Annotated in this window: 16 protein-coding genes and 1 riboswitch; of the genes, 9 read left to right on the plus strand and 7 right to left on the minus strand. The window is 55.5% G+C overall.

Annotated features, from left to right (window positions below; translation table 11 throughout):
* Positions 1-93 precede the first annotated feature (93 nt).
* Positions 94-783, plus strand: a complete 690-nt coding sequence (locus C8N36_RS14780; RefSeq protein WP_097805466.1) for a winged helix-turn-helix transcriptional regulator — start codon at positions 94-96, stop codon at positions 781-783.
* Here the strand turns inward: C8N36_RS14780 and C8N36_RS14785 are convergent.
* Positions 780-1,097 carry an antibiotic biosynthesis monooxygenase family protein gene (locus tag C8N36_RS14785; RefSeq protein WP_097805467.1) on the minus strand — a complete coding sequence of 106 codons (318 nt, stop codon included), beginning with the start codon at positions 1,095-1,097 and terminating at the stop codon, positions 780-782. The genes C8N36_RS14780 and C8N36_RS14785 overlap by 4 nt on opposite strands.
* A gap of 181 nt (positions 1,098-1,278) precedes the next feature.
* Between C8N36_RS14785 and C8N36_RS14790 the strand changes: the two genes are divergently transcribed.
* The 6 genes from C8N36_RS14790 (at position 1,279) to C8N36_RS14815 (ending at position 6,787) form a co-directional block, all read left to right on the plus strand.
* Positions 1,279-1,986, plus strand: a complete 708-nt coding sequence (locus C8N36_RS14790; protein WP_097805468.1) for a DUF484 family protein — start codon at positions 1,279-1,281, stop codon at positions 1,984-1,986.
* On the plus strand, positions 1,983-2,927 hold the full coding sequence (locus C8N36_RS14795) for a tyrosine recombinase XerC (protein ID WP_097805469.1): 945 nt from the start codon (positions 1,983-1,985) through the stop codon (positions 2,925-2,927). The genes C8N36_RS14790 and C8N36_RS14795 overlap by 4 nt, the downstream gene beginning before the upstream one ends.
* Positions 2,928-2,991: 64 nt before the next feature.
* Positions 2,992-3,597 (plus strand): glutathione S-transferase, encoded by a 606-nt coding sequence (locus tag C8N36_RS14800; RefSeq protein ID WP_097805470.1) that lies wholly within the window; start codon positions 2,992-2,994, stop codon positions 3,595-3,597.
* A gap of 407 nt (positions 3,598-4,004) precedes the next feature.
* The gene (gene petA, locus C8N36_RS14805; RefSeq protein WP_097805554.1) at positions 4,005-4,583 is read left to right on the plus strand and encodes a ubiquinol-cytochrome c reductase iron-sulfur subunit; all 579 of its coding nucleotides are present in this window, start codon (positions 4,005-4,007) and stop codon (positions 4,581-4,583) included.
* Between the two features lie 12 nt (positions 4,584-4,595).
* A complete protein-coding gene (gene petB / locus C8N36_RS14810) occupies positions 4,596-5,921 on the plus strand; it encodes a cytochrome b (protein ID WP_097805471.1) in 1,326 nt (441 codons plus the stop codon).
* Between the two features lie 14 nt (positions 5,922-5,935).
* The gene (locus C8N36_RS14815; RefSeq protein WP_176527103.1) at positions 5,936-6,787 is read left to right on the plus strand and encodes a cytochrome c1; all 852 of its coding nucleotides are present in this window, start codon (positions 5,936-5,938) and stop codon (positions 6,785-6,787) included.
* Between the two features lie 71 nt (positions 6,788-6,858).
* Here C8N36_RS14815 and C8N36_RS14820 read toward each other — a convergent pair whose 3' ends face one another.
* Genes C8N36_RS14820 through thiB form a run of 3 tightly spaced genes read right to left on the minus strand, consistent with a single transcriptional unit; the run spans position 6,859 to position 10,026 of the window.
* Entirely contained in the window at positions 6,859-7,566 is a 708-nt protein-coding gene (locus tag C8N36_RS14820; RefSeq protein ID WP_370739159.1) for a thiamine ABC transporter ATP-binding protein, read from the minus strand.
* Positions 7,553-9,073, minus strand: a complete 1,521-nt coding sequence (locus C8N36_RS14825) for a thiamine/thiamine pyrophosphate ABC transporter permease ThiP (protein ID WP_097805473.1) — start codon at positions 9,071-9,073, stop codon at positions 7,553-7,555. Before C8N36_RS14825 ends, C8N36_RS14820 begins: the two co-directional genes overlap by 14 nt.
* Positions 9,049-10,026, minus strand: a complete 978-nt coding sequence (gene thiB / locus C8N36_RS14830; protein WP_370739161.1) for a thiamine ABC transporter substrate binding subunit — start codon at positions 10,024-10,026, stop codon at positions 9,049-9,051. Before thiB ends, C8N36_RS14825 begins: the two co-directional genes overlap by 25 nt.
* 62 nt (positions 10,027-10,088) lie before the next feature.
* Positions 10,089-10,200: riboswitch (TPP riboswitch) on the minus strand.
* 93 nt (positions 10,201-10,293) lie between these two features.
* Between thiB and aroC the strand changes: the two genes are divergently transcribed.
* Positions 10,294-11,400 carry a chorismate synthase gene (aroC, locus tag C8N36_RS14835; protein ID WP_097805474.1) on the plus strand — a complete coding sequence of 369 codons (1,107 nt, stop codon included), beginning with the start codon at positions 10,294-10,296 and terminating at the stop codon, positions 11,398-11,400.
* Between the two features lie 3 nt (positions 11,401-11,403).
* On the opposite strand, the gene C8N36_RS14840 is transcribed toward aroC, so the two are convergent.
* Together C8N36_RS14840 and C8N36_RS14845 are read right to left on the minus strand one after the other, a co-directional pair.
* Entirely contained in the window at positions 11,404-13,449 is a 2,046-nt protein-coding gene (locus tag C8N36_RS14840) for a methyl-accepting chemotaxis protein (RefSeq protein ID WP_245910848.1), read from the minus strand.
* An 88-nt stretch (positions 13,450-13,537) separates the two neighbouring features.
* A complete protein-coding gene (locus C8N36_RS14845; protein ID WP_097805475.1) occupies positions 13,538-14,428 on the minus strand; it encodes a DMT family transporter in 891 nt (296 codons plus the stop codon).
* A 137-nt stretch (positions 14,429-14,565) separates the two neighbouring features.
* Between C8N36_RS14845 and C8N36_RS14850 the strand changes: the two genes are divergently transcribed.
* Complete coding sequence (locus C8N36_RS14850) at positions 14,566-15,030, plus strand: YbjN domain-containing protein (RefSeq protein ID WP_097805476.1); 465 nt, start codon at positions 14,566-14,568, stop codon at positions 15,028-15,030.
* Between the two features lie 129 nt (positions 15,031-15,159).
* Here C8N36_RS14850 and C8N36_RS14855 read toward each other — a convergent pair whose 3' ends face one another.
* Positions 15,160-16,275 (minus strand): site-specific DNA-methyltransferase, encoded by a 1,116-nt coding sequence (locus C8N36_RS14855; RefSeq protein WP_097805477.1) that lies wholly within the window; start codon positions 16,273-16,275, stop codon positions 15,160-15,162.
* Between the last annotated feature and the right edge of the window lie 46 nt (positions 16,276-16,321).

Below are 16,321 nucleotides of genomic sequence, written 5' to 3' on the forward strand. Positions count from 1 at the left end.
AGAAGGCGCTGATCTGGATTCCGAACACGCCGATTTCGTGATCCCGCCCGGGCGCTACCCAGCTCGGGACTTCTGGGAACGGGAGGATTTAACATGCGCTATCTTATTGCTGAAACCAGCTGGGATATGATGAGCCTTGCTCAGGATTTGCTAGATGTCGGAACGCTGGTTTCCAGAACCGATAATCCAGAAGACTTGCCCGATTATCTAAAATCAGGCCTGGCCGATTTGCTACTGTTCGACGCCGATCACCTGAACCGAAACGGAGTGACGTTGCGTGGTCTTCGGCTTGCCGCAAAGCAGACGCCGATCGTCTTGCTATCCAGCAACGCGGCCCCCGAACACAAGGCCAGCTGGTTGGCAGATGGCGCAGACGCTGTGATCGACCCCTGCAGTTCAGCTACGGAAATACAGGGCTATCTTCTGGCAATTGCCCGGCGTGCCCTCGGGTTTTCAGCTTCGCAACTCTCGTATGGATCACTGTCCGTATGCTTGGCGCGCCGCGGTGCCCGCATTTCAGATTGCCCCATCAAGCTGTCACCCAAAATTTACGAAATGCTGGAATACCTCGCGTTGCGGCCCGGCAGGCTGATCACACGCTCCGATTTGTTGACGCATATTTACGGGTTCGGCAATGAGCCTGAAACACGAATTTTCGATGTCTACGCTTGCAACCTGCGGTCTTGCCTCAAGGCGACCAATGGCGCGGTCGAACTGGAGACCGTGCGCGGTGCGGGATTTCGATTGTCGCTGCACGCCCCACCCGCACCGATTGCGGCCTAATAGGTGGCAGCTACATCATAAAGGACAGGCTCAAACGTCCGGCACAATTCCGAAATTCTCCGGTTCCGTGCGCGCATCTCATCACTGCGCAGCATTGCTTGAAAATCTTCACGGCGCTGCCATTGCGAATAATTTGCGATCCGGGTTTGGGCATCGTTCACATGGAGACCCGCCGCGATAAACCCTTCCTGCTTGGAAATGAAAGAGGCATAGGCATCTTCCAAGGCATCCATAAGATCCTGACATGTGCCCGGGCTGGTTTCAAAAGTGGTGATCACGGTCTGGGCTTCGGCATTGGCTGAAATTTTTGGCATGGCTCTCTCCCTATCCCTCCATTGTGGCAGGGTTTTTCCATCTGTCCAGCCTTTCACGTGGCCGCCGCGCCAGTGGAAAACCTTGACATTACGGCACCGGCGGGGCCAAACAAGGGCTAACATGCGCCCAGATCGCCCCAAGGCGGCACGCGCTCGACGAGCACAAATAAACGAGACAATCATGAGCAAAAGCCAGCGAATCGAAGATTCTCTTCGCGAGAGCATTATTTCGCGTCCCGATATGATTCTGGACGACAAAGATTTGATGCAAGCGCTGATCGCCGCGAACGAGCGTGCGATGGGGGGCAATATCATCGATCTGCGCGGTATCGCGATGGAACGTCTGGAGTCGCGGCTCGATCGCCTTGAAGATACGCATCGGTCGGTGATTGCTGCGGCCTATGAAAACCTTGCTGGCACCAACCAAATTCACCGTGCTGTGCTGCGGATGCTTGATCCGGTCGAATTCGAACCCTTTTTGCAGGATTTAGGCACCGAGGTGGCGCAGATCTTACGCGTAGACGTCATAAAACTGGTGCTGGAAACTGCGCAAACCGACGGTGACACAGTGGTGAAACGTGTGGGCGAAGTGCTTTCGGTATCGGAACCTGGGTTTGTCGAAGCCTTTGTTTCGGACGGCCGCGAGGCCCCCCTCAGACAAGTCACTTTGCGCCAATTGCAACAAGGCGACGCCCGCATCTACGGCGACAAGTCAGAATGGATACGCTCTGAGGCCTGCCTCAAGCTGGATTTCGGCCCCGGCCGCTTGCCGGGCCTTTTGGTATTAGGCTCAGAAGATCCACACATGTTTACCCCGCAACAAGGCACCGATCTGTTGGGGTTCTTCGCCGGCGTGTTCGAAAGAACCATGCGCCGCTGGTTGTCGTGACCGCCGAAGCATCACTGGTAATTTCTCCGGCGGCCCGCGAGGCGCTGCAAACATGGCTGGAAACCGCCCGCGCCCTTAAGGGCACTGCCGACAATACGATCATCGCCTATCAGTCTGACGTTTTGGAATTCATCACGTTTTTAACCGTCCATCATGGCGAGTCTCAGGGGCTTGCCCCCTTGGCACGGGTGTCAACATCGGACATGCGCAGTTGGATGGCACATCTGCGGGCACACGACACCGCCTCAAGGTCCGTGGCGCGCAAACTTTCCGCCGTCAAAAGCTTTTACCGCTGGCTTGCGGAACGCGAAGGCCTTGAGCCAACGGCAGTTCTTTTGACGCGCGCACCCAAGTTTCAAAAGAAGCTGCCCAGACCGTTGGCGCAGGAATCAGCCCGTGCCATGATCGACACCGTCGCGTTGCAATCACGCGAAGACTGGATCGGCACCCGCGATTCGGCTGTCATCACCTTGCTGTATGGCTGCGGGTTGCGGATATCAGAGGCGCTTGGCCTGCGTGGGCGCGATTTTCCCTTTGGCGAAACGCTACGGATCATCGGCAAAGGCGGCAAAGAACGCATTGTGCCTGTCTTGCCTGTCGCCCGCCACGCTGTGACAGATTATCTAAAAACTTGCCCGTTTGATATTGGCCCCGATGACGCGCTGTTTCGCGGCGCTCGCGGCGGCCCGTTGAACCCGCGCTTGATCAGCAAGGTCACCGAACAGGCGCGTATGCAATTGGGCCTGCCCGCCACAGCCACCCCGCACGCCATGCGCCATAGCTTTGCGACACATCTGCTTGAGGCTGGCGGCGATCTGCGGGCCATTCAAGAACTTCTTGGTCATGCCTCCCTGTCGACAACTCAGGCCTATACAGCCGTGGATCAAGTCCACCTGATGAAAGTTTACGAGGCCACTCATCCCAAGGCAAAACCCGCGTGACTCTTGCCGTGCAGCGCCAAGGGGCTATCGTACACGGCACGTCCATTCAGTAAGGATTCCCCTGATGCAGCTTTTCTTTTCACCAGCCTCGCCTTTTGTGCGCAAAGTCTGCGTGACTTTGCATGAGACCGACCAGTTGCAAGATGTCGAACAGATCAATGTCCACACGACCCCGATGGCAACTGACTCTGCGCTGATGGCCGCCAATCCCATTGGGAAAATTCCTGCGCTGACCCGTCCGGACGGACCAGCGATTTATGACAGCCGCGTCATTTGCCGGTTTTTGGACGCCCGCGCCAAGGCCGGTCTTTATCCTGACGCACGGATCTGGGAAACTTTGACGCTAGAAGCCGCTGCCGATGGTATCACCGAAGCGGCATTGGCAATGGTTTATGAATACCGGTTGCGTCCGGCCGAAAAAGTTTCGGAAGACTGGGTTGAAAGCCAATGGACCAAGGTTGAACGCGGGCTTGACGCGCTGAACACCCGCTGGATGAGCCATCTATACGGTCCGATGGATATGGGCCACATCGCCGTGGGTTGCGCCCTTGGCTACATCGACTTTCGCCTCGGGGCCCGCAACTGGCGCGCAGGACGTGATGGACTGGCCGCGTGGGAAAAGGTATTTGCGCAGCGCCCCTCGATGGTCGCGACAATGCCCGTTGGCTAAACTCTGGTCGGTTCGGCCCTTAAATCCGAGCCGTTCCAAACCGGTAAAGTACAATTGTGACGCGTCGCCTGGCCAATGGTGGCGGTATGGGGGCGTGTCAACAAACCCAAGTGAAAGGTCGCCGTTTGTGATTCGCCTACCATGGGTCCAAAACGCGCTGAAAATCCAAAACCGGCGGCTCTAGCCGCTCCGATTTAGGCCACTTTCGAGACTCTCGTGCAAATGTGTACCTAGCACCTGTCATTCAACCGCGACACATCCGCGCTGATTGCAAACTCGGACATTTGCGTTCTTTACGCTCTTAACGCGTGGGGCTACATAACGCTCCGGAAACGCCGCCTACAAGCGGCCCTTTTGTGTTGCGGTCGATCACCCCGACCCCGAGCATTAGCAATGGAGCAAACCTCGTGTCACACGCAGACGATCACGAAGGCACCCGCAGGGACTTTCTCTACTACGCCACAGCTGGCGCAGGAGCAGTCACCGCAGGGGCCGCCGCTTGGCCTTTGGTCAATCAGATGAACCCCTCAGCCGACGTTTTGGCCCTGTCGACCATTCGTGTCGACGTGTCCAGCGTTGAGGTTGGCACACAGCTGACCGTCAAATGGTTGGGCAAACCGGTGTTTATTCGCCGCCGTACCGAAACTGAAATCGCCGAAGCGGCTGATGTCGATCTGGCTGGTTTGATCGATAACGACGCCCGCAACGCCAACCTAAACGGTGGCGGCGATGGTACTGACGGCAACCGCAGCCTGTCGAATTTCGAAGGCGAAAACAGTGGCGAATGGCTGGTGATGATGGGTGTTTGCACCCACCTCGGCTGTGTTCCGCTGGGCGATGGCGCTGGCGACTATCACGGCTGGTTCTGCCCATGCCACGGTTCGCACTACGACACCTCTGGCCGCATCCGTAAAGGTCCCGCGCCTGAAAACCTTCCGGTTCCACCGGCAGAGTTCGTCGACGATTCAACCATTTTGCTGGGATAAGGAAACGCACATATGTCCGGTATTCCACACGACCATTACGAGCCCAAAACGGGCGGAGAAAAATGGCTACACAAGCGTTTGCCTGTGGTTGGCCTGCTTTATGACACCATCATGATCCCCACCCCCAAAAACCTGAACTGGTGGTGGATTTGGGGCATCGTTTTGGCCTACTGCTTGGTGCACATGATTGTCACCGGTATCATTCTGGCGATGCATTACACACCGCATGTTGATCATGCGTTCGCATCGGTCGAGCACATCACCCGTAACGTGAACGGTGGCTTTATGCTCCGTTATCTACACGCGAACGGCGCGGCTTTGTTCTTCTTTGCTGTTTACATCCACATTTTCCGTGGCCTGTACTACGGTTCATACAAAGCCCCACGTGAAATCACTTGGATCGTCGGCATGCTGATCTTCCTGATGATGATGGGCGCAGGCTTTATGGGCTATGTTTTGCCTTGGGGTCAGATGTCCTTCTGGGGTGCGACTGTTATCACTGGCTTGTTTGGCGCGATCCCGTTTATCGGCGAAGCCATCCAGACATGGCTGCTGGGCGGACCAGCGGTGGACAACGCAACGTTGAACCGCTTCTTCTCGCTGCACTATCTGCTGCCGTTCGTGATTGCCGCGCTGGTTGTCGTCCATATCTGGGCCTTCCACACCACTGGCAACAACAACCCAACTGGTGTTGACGTGCGTACAGACAGCAAGGAATCGGTCAAGAAAGACACGCTTCCGTTCTGGCCATACTTCGTCATCAAAGATCTGTTCGCGCTGGCTGTTGTTTTGGCTATCTTCTTTGCCGTTGTTGGCTTCATGCCGAACTATCTGGGCCACCCGGACAACTACATCGAAGCCAACCCGCTGGTGACACCTGCACACATCGTTCCTGAATGGTTCTTCTTGCCCTTCTACGCGATCTTGCGTGCGTTCACTTCCGAAGTCTGGGTTGTGCAGTTTGCATCCTTCATCACCGGTGGCATCATCGACGCCAAATTCTTTGGTGTTATCGCGATGTTCGCTGCGATTGCCGTGATGGCGCTGGCCCCTTGGCTCGACACATCGTCGGTCCGTTCGGCCCGCTTCCGTCCAATGCTTAAGTGGTGGTTCTGGCTTCTGGTTATCGACTTCGTTGTGCTGATGTGGCTGGGGGCAATGCCCGCAGAAGAGCCTTATGCAACCTTCTCGTTGATCGCATCGGCTTACTGGTTCGGCTACTTTTTGGTGATCCTGCCGCTGATGGGCGTCATCGAAAAACCATTGCCGCAGCCTGCGACAATCGAAGAAGACTTTAACAGCAAGTACGGCAAATCCGCCGGCACCCCGGCTGAGTAAGAGGACCGATAGAGATGTTTAAGAAACTCACCCTCTCGGCCCTGACGGCCTTGGCTATTGGCACCACCGGTGCCATGGCAGCGGGCACCGGCGGCCATATCGAGAATATCGACTTCTCGTTTGATGGTGCCTTCGGTGCTTACGATCAGGCACAGCTGCAGCGCGGCCTTCAGGTTTATACTGAAGTCTGTGCAAGCTGTCATGGTCTGCAATACGTCCCTCTGCGCACCTTGGGTGACGCGGGCGGCCCACAGTTCTCCGAAGCAGAAGTCCGCGCTTATGCCGAACAGAACTTCGAGATCTTCGACGAAGCTCTTGATGACTTCCGTCCGGCCATTCCTGCGGACAACTTCCCGGCCAACACCTCGGCTGGGGCACCTGACTTGACCTTGATGGCCAAGGCCCGCGCTGGTTTCCATGGCCCCTACGGGCTGGGCATCAACCAGTTCTTCAAAGGCATTGGTGGACCGGAATACATCGTTGCACTGCTCAACGGCTATGCCGATGCGCCGGACTGTACACCTGACGATATGGAAGGTGCCTACAACACAGTCTTCGCATCCGGTGGCTACCCCGAGTCCTGCAAGGACGAAGCAGGCCATCACCTGTATCCAGGCAGCTGGATTGCAATGGGCCAGCCTTTGTACGGTGAAGATGTGGAATATGCCGATGGTCACCCGACCACTTTGCACCACGAAGCTGAAGATGTTGCAGCCTTCCTGATGTGGGCCGCAGAGCCCAAAATGATGGCGCGCAAACAGGCTGGTTTTACCGCTGTTTTGTTTCTGACTGTGCTTTCGGTTCTTTTGTATCTGACCAACAAGCGCATCTGGAAGCCGGTTAAATACGGCCGCAAAGACAGCTAAGTCTAAAGACAAGAAAATCAAAAAGCCCCGCCAATTTGGTGGGGCTTTTTTTTATGGGCTAGTTTTATTGGTTAGGCTTGGGACGTGCCGACGTAGTCGCGATACGCTTCAGGCGGATTGGCAAAGAACGCAGCGGTTGCAACAGGCAGATGTACTTTGCCTTCTGCAACCAGAACCACATCTTCGGCGAAACGGCGCGCGTCAGCTGGCGCATGGGTCACCATAACGACCAACGCCCCCAAACTGCCCGCCACTTCGCGCACCAACGCCAGCATTTCGGCCTTCAAGGCAGGGCCAAGTGCCGAAAACGGTTCATCCAGCAAGATTATAGGCCGTCCTTGCAGCATCACCCGCGCCAGTGCTGCACGGCTCTGCTGCCCGCCCGACAAGGTGCCCGGAGTTCGCCCGCTCATCCCTGCCAAACCTACCCGTTTCAAAGCGCCCTCGATACGCACTTGATCCTCTTGCGATGCGCGTCGACCATTTGGTTTAAGCGCCAGCAGAAGGTTCCGGAATACCGTCAAATGTGGGAACAGGTTGCCGTCTTGAAACAAGATAGATACAGGCCGCTTGTCTGGGGGAAGCTGCGTCAGGTCCTTGCCGCTCCACCCCACTGCACCGCTATCTAGCAGGCGAAACCCCGCAATGACGTCCAGCAACGTAGACTTGCCCGCGCCAGATGGACCCAGCACCGCCACCCTGCGGCCAGGAGCCAAAGAAAGCGATCCGGTCAGGGCACTGCCGTCCATCACGACATTCAAGTTTTCAAGTGTCAGCACCCACGCGCCCTCCGCGATCAAACAACCAAAACAAACTGAAACTCAGTATCAGTAACAACAGGGCCGCCCCTGCTGCGGCTTCCATCTGGTAAGCCCCCATCAAGCGGTAAACTTGCAATGGCAGCGTTGCGCGGTCTGGATCTGCGAACAAGGCAATCACCCCAAGGTCGCCCATCGCCAAAGCCGCCGTTAGCCCCGCCGCAAAGCCCATGGGCCGGCGCAGGCGCGGTAGCCAAACAAGCCGTAACCATGCCAACGATGTCATGCGCAGCGTTGATCGCAGGCGGCCGAAGTCCTGTTCGACGGCTTCAGCCTCAGGGCGCAAAATCCGCAAGGCAAACGGCAGCGCCATCATCGCATTCACCACGGTTGTCACAGGCAAAGCCATACTGAACGGGTTCACGAACGGCCGCAAAATCAAAAACAGACCAGTGCCAAGCACCAATGGAGACATGGCAATTGCCGCCACCGAAAGCAGCTCTCCGCGGCGATTGGCCAAGGGCAGTGCCCATAACATGCAAAGCGCGGTTGATGCCAACGCAACCATAACCGAATGCTTTGCTGCGACCCACGTGCCCATCCCCCCGCCAGCCATTAGCCCCGGAAAACCGCGCAAAACAACCAAGGCCAGCGGCACGAGTAAAAACGCAGCGGCAGCCAAGATCCACAGCGTGTCGCATATCCGCGGTACCGCCCCCCGCCCGTCCCAACGAGGGACCTGACGGCCACGGCCAGTGCCAAAGCCCTGAGCTGGGGCCAGCTTCAGTGCAATCATCCCTGCAATAACCGCCATTGCAAGTTGCAGCATGGCCAGAGTCGCAGCCCGTCCAAGGTCAAAATCAAACCGCATCGCCTGATATATCGCCAGTTCGACCGTTGTCGCACGCGGTCCACCGCCCAGCGTCAAGGCGACGGCAAAACTGGTCAGACAGATTACAAAAATCACCGCAAATGCACCCGGTGCAATGCGCCGAATGAGCGGCCATTCCAATGTCAAAAATTGGCCCCAGGGGCTTAGTCCCATTGAAGCTGCCAGCCGAAATCTTTCGCCGGGGATGGCCAACCATGCCTGCAACAGCATCCGCGTTGCCAAAGGCAAATTGAAAAAGACATGCGCCAGAATAACCCCGTGCAGCCCATAGATGTCCAGTTTTGGCCCGCCCAAGGCCGCCATAACCGTGTTGACCAGCCCATTTTGGCCAAAGACCGCAATCAATCCCATCACGGCGACAATGACCGGCAAAATAAAAGGTGCCCCAAGCAGAGACACCAACAGACTGCGACCCCAAAAATGTCGCCGCGCCAAAGCACGCGCCACCGGGATCGCAAGTGCCACCGAGAAAAAGCCAGACAAAAGCGCCTGCCAAATCGTGAACTGCAAAGCTTCAAGATCGCCGGGGCGAAAAGCCCCAAGCCCTCCGGACCGAACGAGAACAGCCGCGATTGGCCCCAGCGTCAAAAGCGCCAGGACCAATGCTGCGGTTATTGCGACAGCGCGCTGCGCCATGCTTCGATCGCTTGATCACGTAGATCAGCTGCTTCGTCCTCTGTATAAAACAGAACCTTTTCCGGCATATCCAATTTCTGGAAACCCTCTGGCCATTGATCTTGTGGAAGTGCAGCAGGGATTGACCAATTGCCAGTCGCGATCATGCTCTGAAAGGCTTCGCTTAGGACGAAAGTCATGAACTGGTCGGCTAGTTCAGGCTGATCCGTGCCGGCCAGTTTTGCCGCCAGTTCGACCATGAAATAGTGACCTTCGGGGAAAATCGCAGCTTTCTTTGTCTCATCGCCTTCCGCGATAATATGGTACGCAGGTGAGGTCGTGTAAGACAGAACCATGTCGGCCTCACCGTCAGTGAACATACCGTAGCTTTCGGACCAACCACGTGTCACCGTTACAATTTTCGGTGCCAATTTGGCCCAAGCCTCTTGAGCCTGATCCCCGTAAACTGCATTCACCCACAAAACCAGTGCGAGGCCAGAGATCGAACTACGGGGATCTTGGATCACGAGACGCAGGTCATCAGGGGCGTTCAGCAATTCATCAAAACTCGCCGGTGCACTGTCGATCTTAGTCGTGTTGTAGATAAAAGCCGTATGCCCGTAGTTGAACGGCAAGAACATTTCATCCGTCCAGTCTATCGGCAAGGTCAAGCCATCAAGCGCAACTCCATGCGACGCAAACAGGCCGGATTCGCGGGCCTTCTTGGTCACATCCGTGTTCAGGCCAATCACAACATCTGCGTCGGTTTTATCGCCTTCAAGCAAAACACGCGGCAAAAGATCGCCGGGTTTGAACTGCAAATCGCAGTCGCATTGGGCTTCGAACAGCTCCTCTATTTTCGGGCCGGGGCCCCACTCAGAGACGAAGTAATCAGGGGCGTAGACTGTCAGAACAGGGGTATCGGCAAGCCCAAGACTTGCGGTCAGGCTTCCTGCAACAAACGTAATGGCCATCAAGGGCGTTTTCACGGGCATCCTCCAAGAATGCGGCGGATGGGTCGGTTCAGGCCGCATTTTTGCATAGTCCCTACCTTTCCTCCGCCGGTGTTAACCGGTTCAGGTTCGACGGGTTCGCATGCGCATCTCAGCAGGAAGGTTTTGCCCCATCCAGCACCCCGAGGTGGCCGTGACGCTAGGGCGGCTGAGTGAAATGTGCAAGCGAAAACCCTTGAGCCTTGGCCCCTGCTGGCCTAGGAACCCAAGGCAAAGGAGACCCCGCGCATGAGCCTCAATTCTTTTGGTCATCTCTTCCGTGTCACTACCTGGGGCGAAAGCCATGGGCCTGCCTTGGGGGCCACTGTTGATGGCTGCCCTCCGGGGATCAACATCACCGAAGACATGCTGCAAACGTGGCTGGACAAGCGAAAGCCGGGCCAGAACAAGTACACCACGCAGCGGCGTGAAGCCGATGCCGTGCGCATTCTGTCCGGCGTTTTTGAAGGGAAAACCACAGGCACCCCTATTCAGTTGATGATTGAGAATACGGATCAACGCTCAAAGGACTATTCGGAAATTTCGCAAAAATTTCGCCCAGGCCACGCGGATATTACGTATTGGCAAAAATATGGAATTCGCGACTACCGAGGCGGAGGACGGTCGTCAGCGCGCGAAACAGCTGCACGCGTTGCAGCTGGCGGTTTGGCCCGTGCGGCCTTGACCCAGCTTTTGCCCGGCGTTCAGATCAAGGGGTATATGGTTCAAATGGGACCGCGCGGTATTGATCGCACGCTTTTCGACGATGAAGCGATCGAGCAGAACCCGTTTTGGTGCCCCGACCCCGAGGCCGCCGAAAACTGGGCGGGATATCTCGATGGTTTGCGGAAATCCGGCGATAGCGTTGGTGCCGTGATCGAAGTTGTGGCGCGCGGCGTCCCAGCCGGGCTAGGTGCCCCGATCTATGGTAAACTCGACACGGACATCACAGCTGCAATGATGTCCATCAATGCGGTCAAGGCCGTCGAAATCGGCGACGGCATGGCATCCGCTTGCCTTACCGGAACTGAAAACGCTGATGAAATCAGCATGAGCCCAGACGGGCCTGTCTTTTCTTCAAACCATGCCGGTGGCATATTGGGCGGCATTTCCAGCGGTCAAGAAATTGTGACACGTTTTGCGGTCAAGCCAACATCATCGATCTTGAACACCCGCAAAACTGTGACGATTGACGGTCAAAATACTGAAATCATAACCAAGGGACGGCATGATCCTTGTGTTGGCATTCGGGCCGTTCCCGTGGGCGAGGCTATGATGGCCTGTGTCATTCTTGACCACTACCTTTTGCACCGTGGTCAGATCGGCGATGCCGGAGGCAAGATCGGTTCCCAATAACCGTTAGAAGTCTTTCCATTGGTCCGCATTGGCCGCCATCGCCGGCTGGTGCGGCTCCATTGGAACGGGATCGGGTTCTACCACATCTTGCGACCACGTTTCGATGTCCGGCTCCTTCGCCTCACTGTTGTTTGGCTGATCGTCCCAATCCGCACTGGTGTTCATATACGCTTGTTGCCCGGGGTTTTCGACCTGCTCACCGTGGGCACTGGCATCTTGACCACGCCAATCTGAGTTGTCGTCATCACCATAGTGTGCCGTGCCGAACTCGTGGCCGGGCACATTTTCAGTATGGAGAATGTCGTCTTGTGGAATCTCGCCCCCAGCAAACCTCTCTAGCAATTCGGTCAAACGGGTTGCTTCATGGTTCAATGCTTGGCTGGACGCTGTGGCATTGCCAACCATAGCAGCATTTTGTTGTGTCACCTTGTCCAGCTCTGCAACGCCAACATTGATTTCCTTCACGGCACTGGCCTGTTCGCGCGATGCAATCGCAATGCCCGCTACCATTTCAGATACGCTCGTTACGCTTTCGACGATTTGGCCAAGTGTGACCGACGTTTGCTGAACAAGTTTTTCGCCATCCTCGACCTGGGCAGTGCTGTTCAGAACAAGATCCTTGATTTCGCTAGCGGATTCAGCCGCCCGTTGCGCCAATCCGCGCACTTCGGATGCAACCACAGCAAACCCCTTGCCAGTTTCACCGGCGCGCGCAGCTTCAACACCCGCATTCAGTGCCAAAAGGTTGGTCTGAAAGGCAATGTCGTCAATCACGCCGATGATCTGTGTGATTTGCTCTGAGGATGCGGCAATGGAGCTCATGGCCTCCATCGCACGTGTCATGACTTCGCCGCCCTCTTCGGCGCGGCGGCGACCTTCACCGACCTTGTCATCGGCTTCTTGCGCTCGGCACGCCGCGTTTTGCACGCTTTCCGATAGCTCGTCCAAGGCTGCGGCGGATTCCTCAAGTGTTGCGGCTTGAACCTCCGCTCTTCGCGACATCTCATCGGACATCGTAGACAACTCACACGAATTTCCCTCAACCGTCTTGGCGCTGCCTCTAAGCGATTCCACCAGTTCTTCTAGCGACATGGCCAACTCATTGAAGTCTTGACACAAATGGACATAGCCACCCCCCAAATCGTCCCAATCCTCAACAACAATGCGATCCTGCAATGCCCCCGATTTGAGGTTTTTCATGGAATGACCAAGAGTTTCGAACAATTCAATGCGGCGGTCACTTTCTTGGCTAACTTTTGCGGCAGCGGCTTGGCCCTTTGCCATCTTGTTGCGTAGAATATCAAGCTGACGCGCAATTTCGCCCATTTCGTCCTTGCGGTTGATATCAGATACTGCGGTTTCGTAGTCTTTGGCGGCAATGCGTCCAACCGACGTTGCCGCACGCTGAATTGGATTGACCAACATCCGGCCAAAAGCCAAGGCCAACCCCAAACCGATCACAGTAGAGACTGCCAGCGCGACAGACATCAAAAGTGTACTCTTGCTCACCAACTCGAGCGTATTTGCACTCGCGGTCTCAGACTTTTCACTCAGAACGCTGTGTTCATGGGCGAGAACGTCCAAGCCGCCTTGCAGCAAAGGGATTACCCTGTTGCGAAAATCACGAGATCGCTCATGGCCCAAAGCCACGCGAATTTGTGGCATGTCAGCCAGTAGGCCAGCCAAATCATCCCTTGCAGAACTTAGAGCGGCCGAAACATCGAGATATACATCTTGTTGCCCCGTATATTCCGAAATCAGGACCAGCGCCGTGTCAATTCCGGCCACGGCTGATGTTAAATTGTCTTCCAGCCCGTCAAATGCTGCCTGCTCGCCTCGGTCAATCATCAAGACGTTCAGCAGGGCACGTTCGGTATTGCTTTGCACCTGCGAAACCTTGATGTCGATTTCTGCCGTGTGGCTGGATTCGACTACAAACCCGCCGACCCGAGTATTGCTGACAACGCCAAAAAATACGCTGCTGACCATCAATGTGAGAAACGCGCCTGCCAGCGCAAACACTTGGATGCGGATCGAAAACCTGCTCATTGCCTATTCCCCATTCAGGATGCAGTTGGATTGCAACATGGGTAAGGGGCTGCCCGTTAAGAAAGCCTCGACACGGTCGACTTTCCGGTCAGGTTTTATCTTGCATTTTTCGTATTTCCACAACATGGGAGAGTTGAACCGCCAAAATTCCAGCAGCAATCACCAAGACTCCGATAAAATCAGACGTCCTCAGTTGCTCTCCTAATAATAGCGCGGCAAAGGCCACCCCTAGAAAGGGATTGAGAAAGTGGAAGGTTGCTGCCCGAACTGCGCCAATCCGGTTCACCAACAATACCCATATAAAGGTCGCGGCCAGCCCAGGAACCAATGTCGTATAAACGAAGGCTGCAACCAGCTGTGGAGACCAGATCACTTCAAGGCTTTCAAACGCCAATCCAAAGGGCCAGAGGAAGGCACTGCCAATCAACATCTGCAACCCGACGATCATCATATAATTCCCGCCCGACAAGGCACCGCGCAGCGCCATAGTCGCGACAGTCAGCGCCAACACACCGACCAGACACAAGATCACACCTGTCAGGTCAACACCCTGCCCCAGCCTAGTTCCCATGACCAAAGCCACACCCGCAATCCCGGCGGCCAAGCCAACCATCGCAACCGGTTTGGGGGCATCTTTCAAAAACAGCCATCCCGCCAAAGCCACCAGCAACGGCATCGTCGATGCGATGATCGCTGCAAGCGAGGCTTCTACCCATTGCATCGCCACAAAGTTGAGCCCCAGATACAAGCCGTTTTGGCAGATTCCAAAAATAATGGTGGCGCGCCACTGCGCCCGGGTCAAATGCCATGTTTGCTTCATCAATCGGGCAATGATGACCGCGATCAGCCCCGAAATCAAAAACCGGAACGCCAATGTTGTCAAAGGCGGGGCGGACGCCACAATAATTCTCGCCGATGTAAAGGCCGACGACCACATGGCTGCAAAGGCCAAACCCATTAGTATTGCTCGAATATCCATGTGCCAGCAGTAGTATCTAAACATGTGGCTGTGAAGTGTATTTGCGGGGGCAGGATTACCTTAATTGCCGGATGGACGCCGGATTGCTAACCTAAATCTATAGATTCAGAAACATCACGAATTGGAAGGTTCAAACCATGCGCAACATAATGCTTTCACTAGGTTTTTCGCTCATGCCGCTTGCCGCTTTTGCACAGGCGCAGGTCGATGCTTCGGACCCCGCGGTTCTGGCAGGCTTGCTTCAGGCTGAAGGTTACACTTTGGAAATCACCACAGACGCTGTCGGGGACCCCTTGCTGAAGGGCAAGTTGGACGGGACATCGTATGACATCTATTTCTATGATTGCACCAACAACACCGAATGCCGAACCATTCAATTTCAAGTTGGATATGACATGACAAACGGCATGTCCCTTGCGCGTGCCAACCAGTGGAATTCAGATATGCGCTATGCTGCGGCACATCTGGACGAAGAAATGGACCCGTTTTTGCAGATGGACATGAACATCGATTATGGTGTGAGCGCTGAAAACTTTGTCGACAACTTCAAGATGTGGACAAATGTGCTGGGCCAATTTGAAGATTTCATTGATTGGGACTAAGTCCGCAAGTAACGAAAAATGCCCCACCTGTCGGACAGGCGGGGCCAGTTGATGCCTGTGACGTATCACATGGCACCGGCGGTGTTCCTTAATTTGTTGAAATCGTTGCGCTAAGAGCCGTCCGCCCGATCAATTCGGGCGTTCGCTCATCTCTGCACGGATTTGTTGGCGCAAAAGATCGATCGGCACAGTTTTCCCGTCGCGTTTAAAGCACCAGTAAGTCCACCCATTACAGCTTGGCGCGCCTTCCAGCGCCGCGCCGACCTGATGGATTGACCCTTTGACATCGTCGCCAATCAGCGTGCCATCAGCGCGCACTTTGGCCTTGTGGCGGCCATTCATCGACCACAGCTGCTCACCTGGGCGCAGCATGCCGCGCTCGACCAACTGGCCAAACGGGACGCGCGGCTCTGCGCGTTTGGATGTCGAAACCTGAAGCGCGTCTTTGTCGAATTTACGAATGTCATTGATGCGCTTTGTGGCGACCTTACGGTATGCCTCTTCACGCTCGATACCGATGAAATCGCGGCCCAGCATTTTTGCGACAGCGCCTGTTGTTCCCGTTCCAAAAAACGGATCCAGCACAACGTCACCGGGGTTGGTTGAGCCAACCAAAACACGGTGCAGCAAGCTGTGCGGCTTTTGCGTTGGATGCGCCTTGTCGCCGTTGTCATCCTTGATGCGTTCGCCGCCGTTGCAGATCGGCAGAACCCAATCACTGCGCATTTGGATACCTTCGTTCAGCGACTTGAGCGCTTCGTAATTAAAAGTGTATTTGCCAGCTTCGGATTTCGAAGCCCAAATCATTGTTTCATGCGCATTGGTGAACCGCTTGCCGCGGAAATTCGGCATGGGGTTCGATTTGCGCCAGATAACATCGTTCAAGATCCAGTAACCGGCATCTTGCATAGATGCGCCAACCCGAAAAATGTTGTGATAGGAGCCGATTACCCAAATTGCCCCGTCGGGCTTGAGCAACCGGCGCGCCGCTTTGAGCCAGTCTTGGGTAAACTTATCATAGGCGGCAAAACTGCTGAATTGGTCCCAATCATCGTCGACCGCATCCACCTTGGAATTGTCGGGACGATGCAGCTCTCCTTTGAGCTGAAGGTTATAGGGCGGATCCGCAAAAATCAGATCGACAGAGTTCTCGGGGAGGCTGTTCATAACCTCCACGCAGTCCCCTGCAAGAATCGTGTTGAGAGGGAGCGCATTCGCGCTCGTCATCTTGGTCATCTTCGTCATTCTCTGCCTCTAATCCCTGCCGCATTTTCGCGGTCGTTGGTTGAGT

Origin of the sequence: Pelagimonas varians (assembly GCF_003208435.1) — a bacterium.
GTDB classification, from domain to species: domain Bacteria; phylum Pseudomonadota; class Alphaproteobacteria; order Rhodobacterales; family Rhodobacteraceae; genus Pelagimonas; species Pelagimonas varians.

Bases quoted from the DNA above. Each gene is read 5' to 3' on its own strand.
- C8N36_RS14780 (WP_097805466.1), top strand. From the start codon at position 94: ATGCGCTATCTTATTGCTGAAACCAGCTGGGATATGATGAGCCTTGCT.
- C8N36_RS14785 (WP_097805467.1), bottom strand. From the start codon at position 1,097: ATGCCAAAAATTTCAGCCAATGCCGAAGCCCAGACCGTGATCACCACT.
- C8N36_RS14790 (WP_097805468.1), top strand. From the start codon at position 1,279: ATGAGCAAAAGCCAGCGAATCGAAGATTCTCTTCGCGAGAGCATTATT.
- C8N36_RS14800 (WP_097805470.1), top strand. From the start codon at position 2,992: ATGCAGCTTTTCTTTTCACCAGCCTCGCCTTTTGTGCGCAAAGTCTGC.
- petB (WP_097805471.1), top strand. From the start codon at position 4,596: ATGTCCGGTATTCCACACGACCATTACGAGCCCAAAACGGGCGGAGAA.
- C8N36_RS14815 (WP_176527103.1), top strand. From the start codon at position 5,936: ATGTTTAAGAAACTCACCCTCTCGGCCCTGACGGCCTTGGCTATTGGC.
- C8N36_RS14825 (WP_097805473.1), bottom strand. From the start codon at position 9,073: ATGGCGCAGCGCGCTGTCGCAATAACCGCAGCATTGGTCCTGGCGCTT.
- thiB (WP_370739161.1), bottom strand. From the start codon at position 10,026: ATGGCCATTACGTTTGTTGCAGGAAGCCTGACCGCAAGTCTTGGGCTT.
- aroC (WP_097805474.1), top strand. From the start codon at position 10,294: ATGAGCCTCAATTCTTTTGGTCATCTCTTCCGTGTCACTACCTGGGGC.
- C8N36_RS14840 (WP_245910848.1), bottom strand. From the start codon at position 13,449: ATGAGCAGGTTTTCGATCCGCATCCAAGTGTTTGCGCTGGCAGGCGCG.
- C8N36_RS14845 (WP_097805475.1), bottom strand. From the start codon at position 14,428: ATGGATATTCGAGCAATACTAATGGGTTTGGCCTTTGCAGCCATGTGG.
- C8N36_RS14850 (WP_097805476.1), top strand. From the start codon at position 14,566: ATGCGCAACATAATGCTTTCACTAGGTTTTTCGCTCATGCCGCTTGCC.
- C8N36_RS14855 (WP_097805477.1), bottom strand. From the start codon at position 16,275: ATGACGAAGATGACCAAGATGACGAGCGCGAATGCGCTCCCTCTCAAC.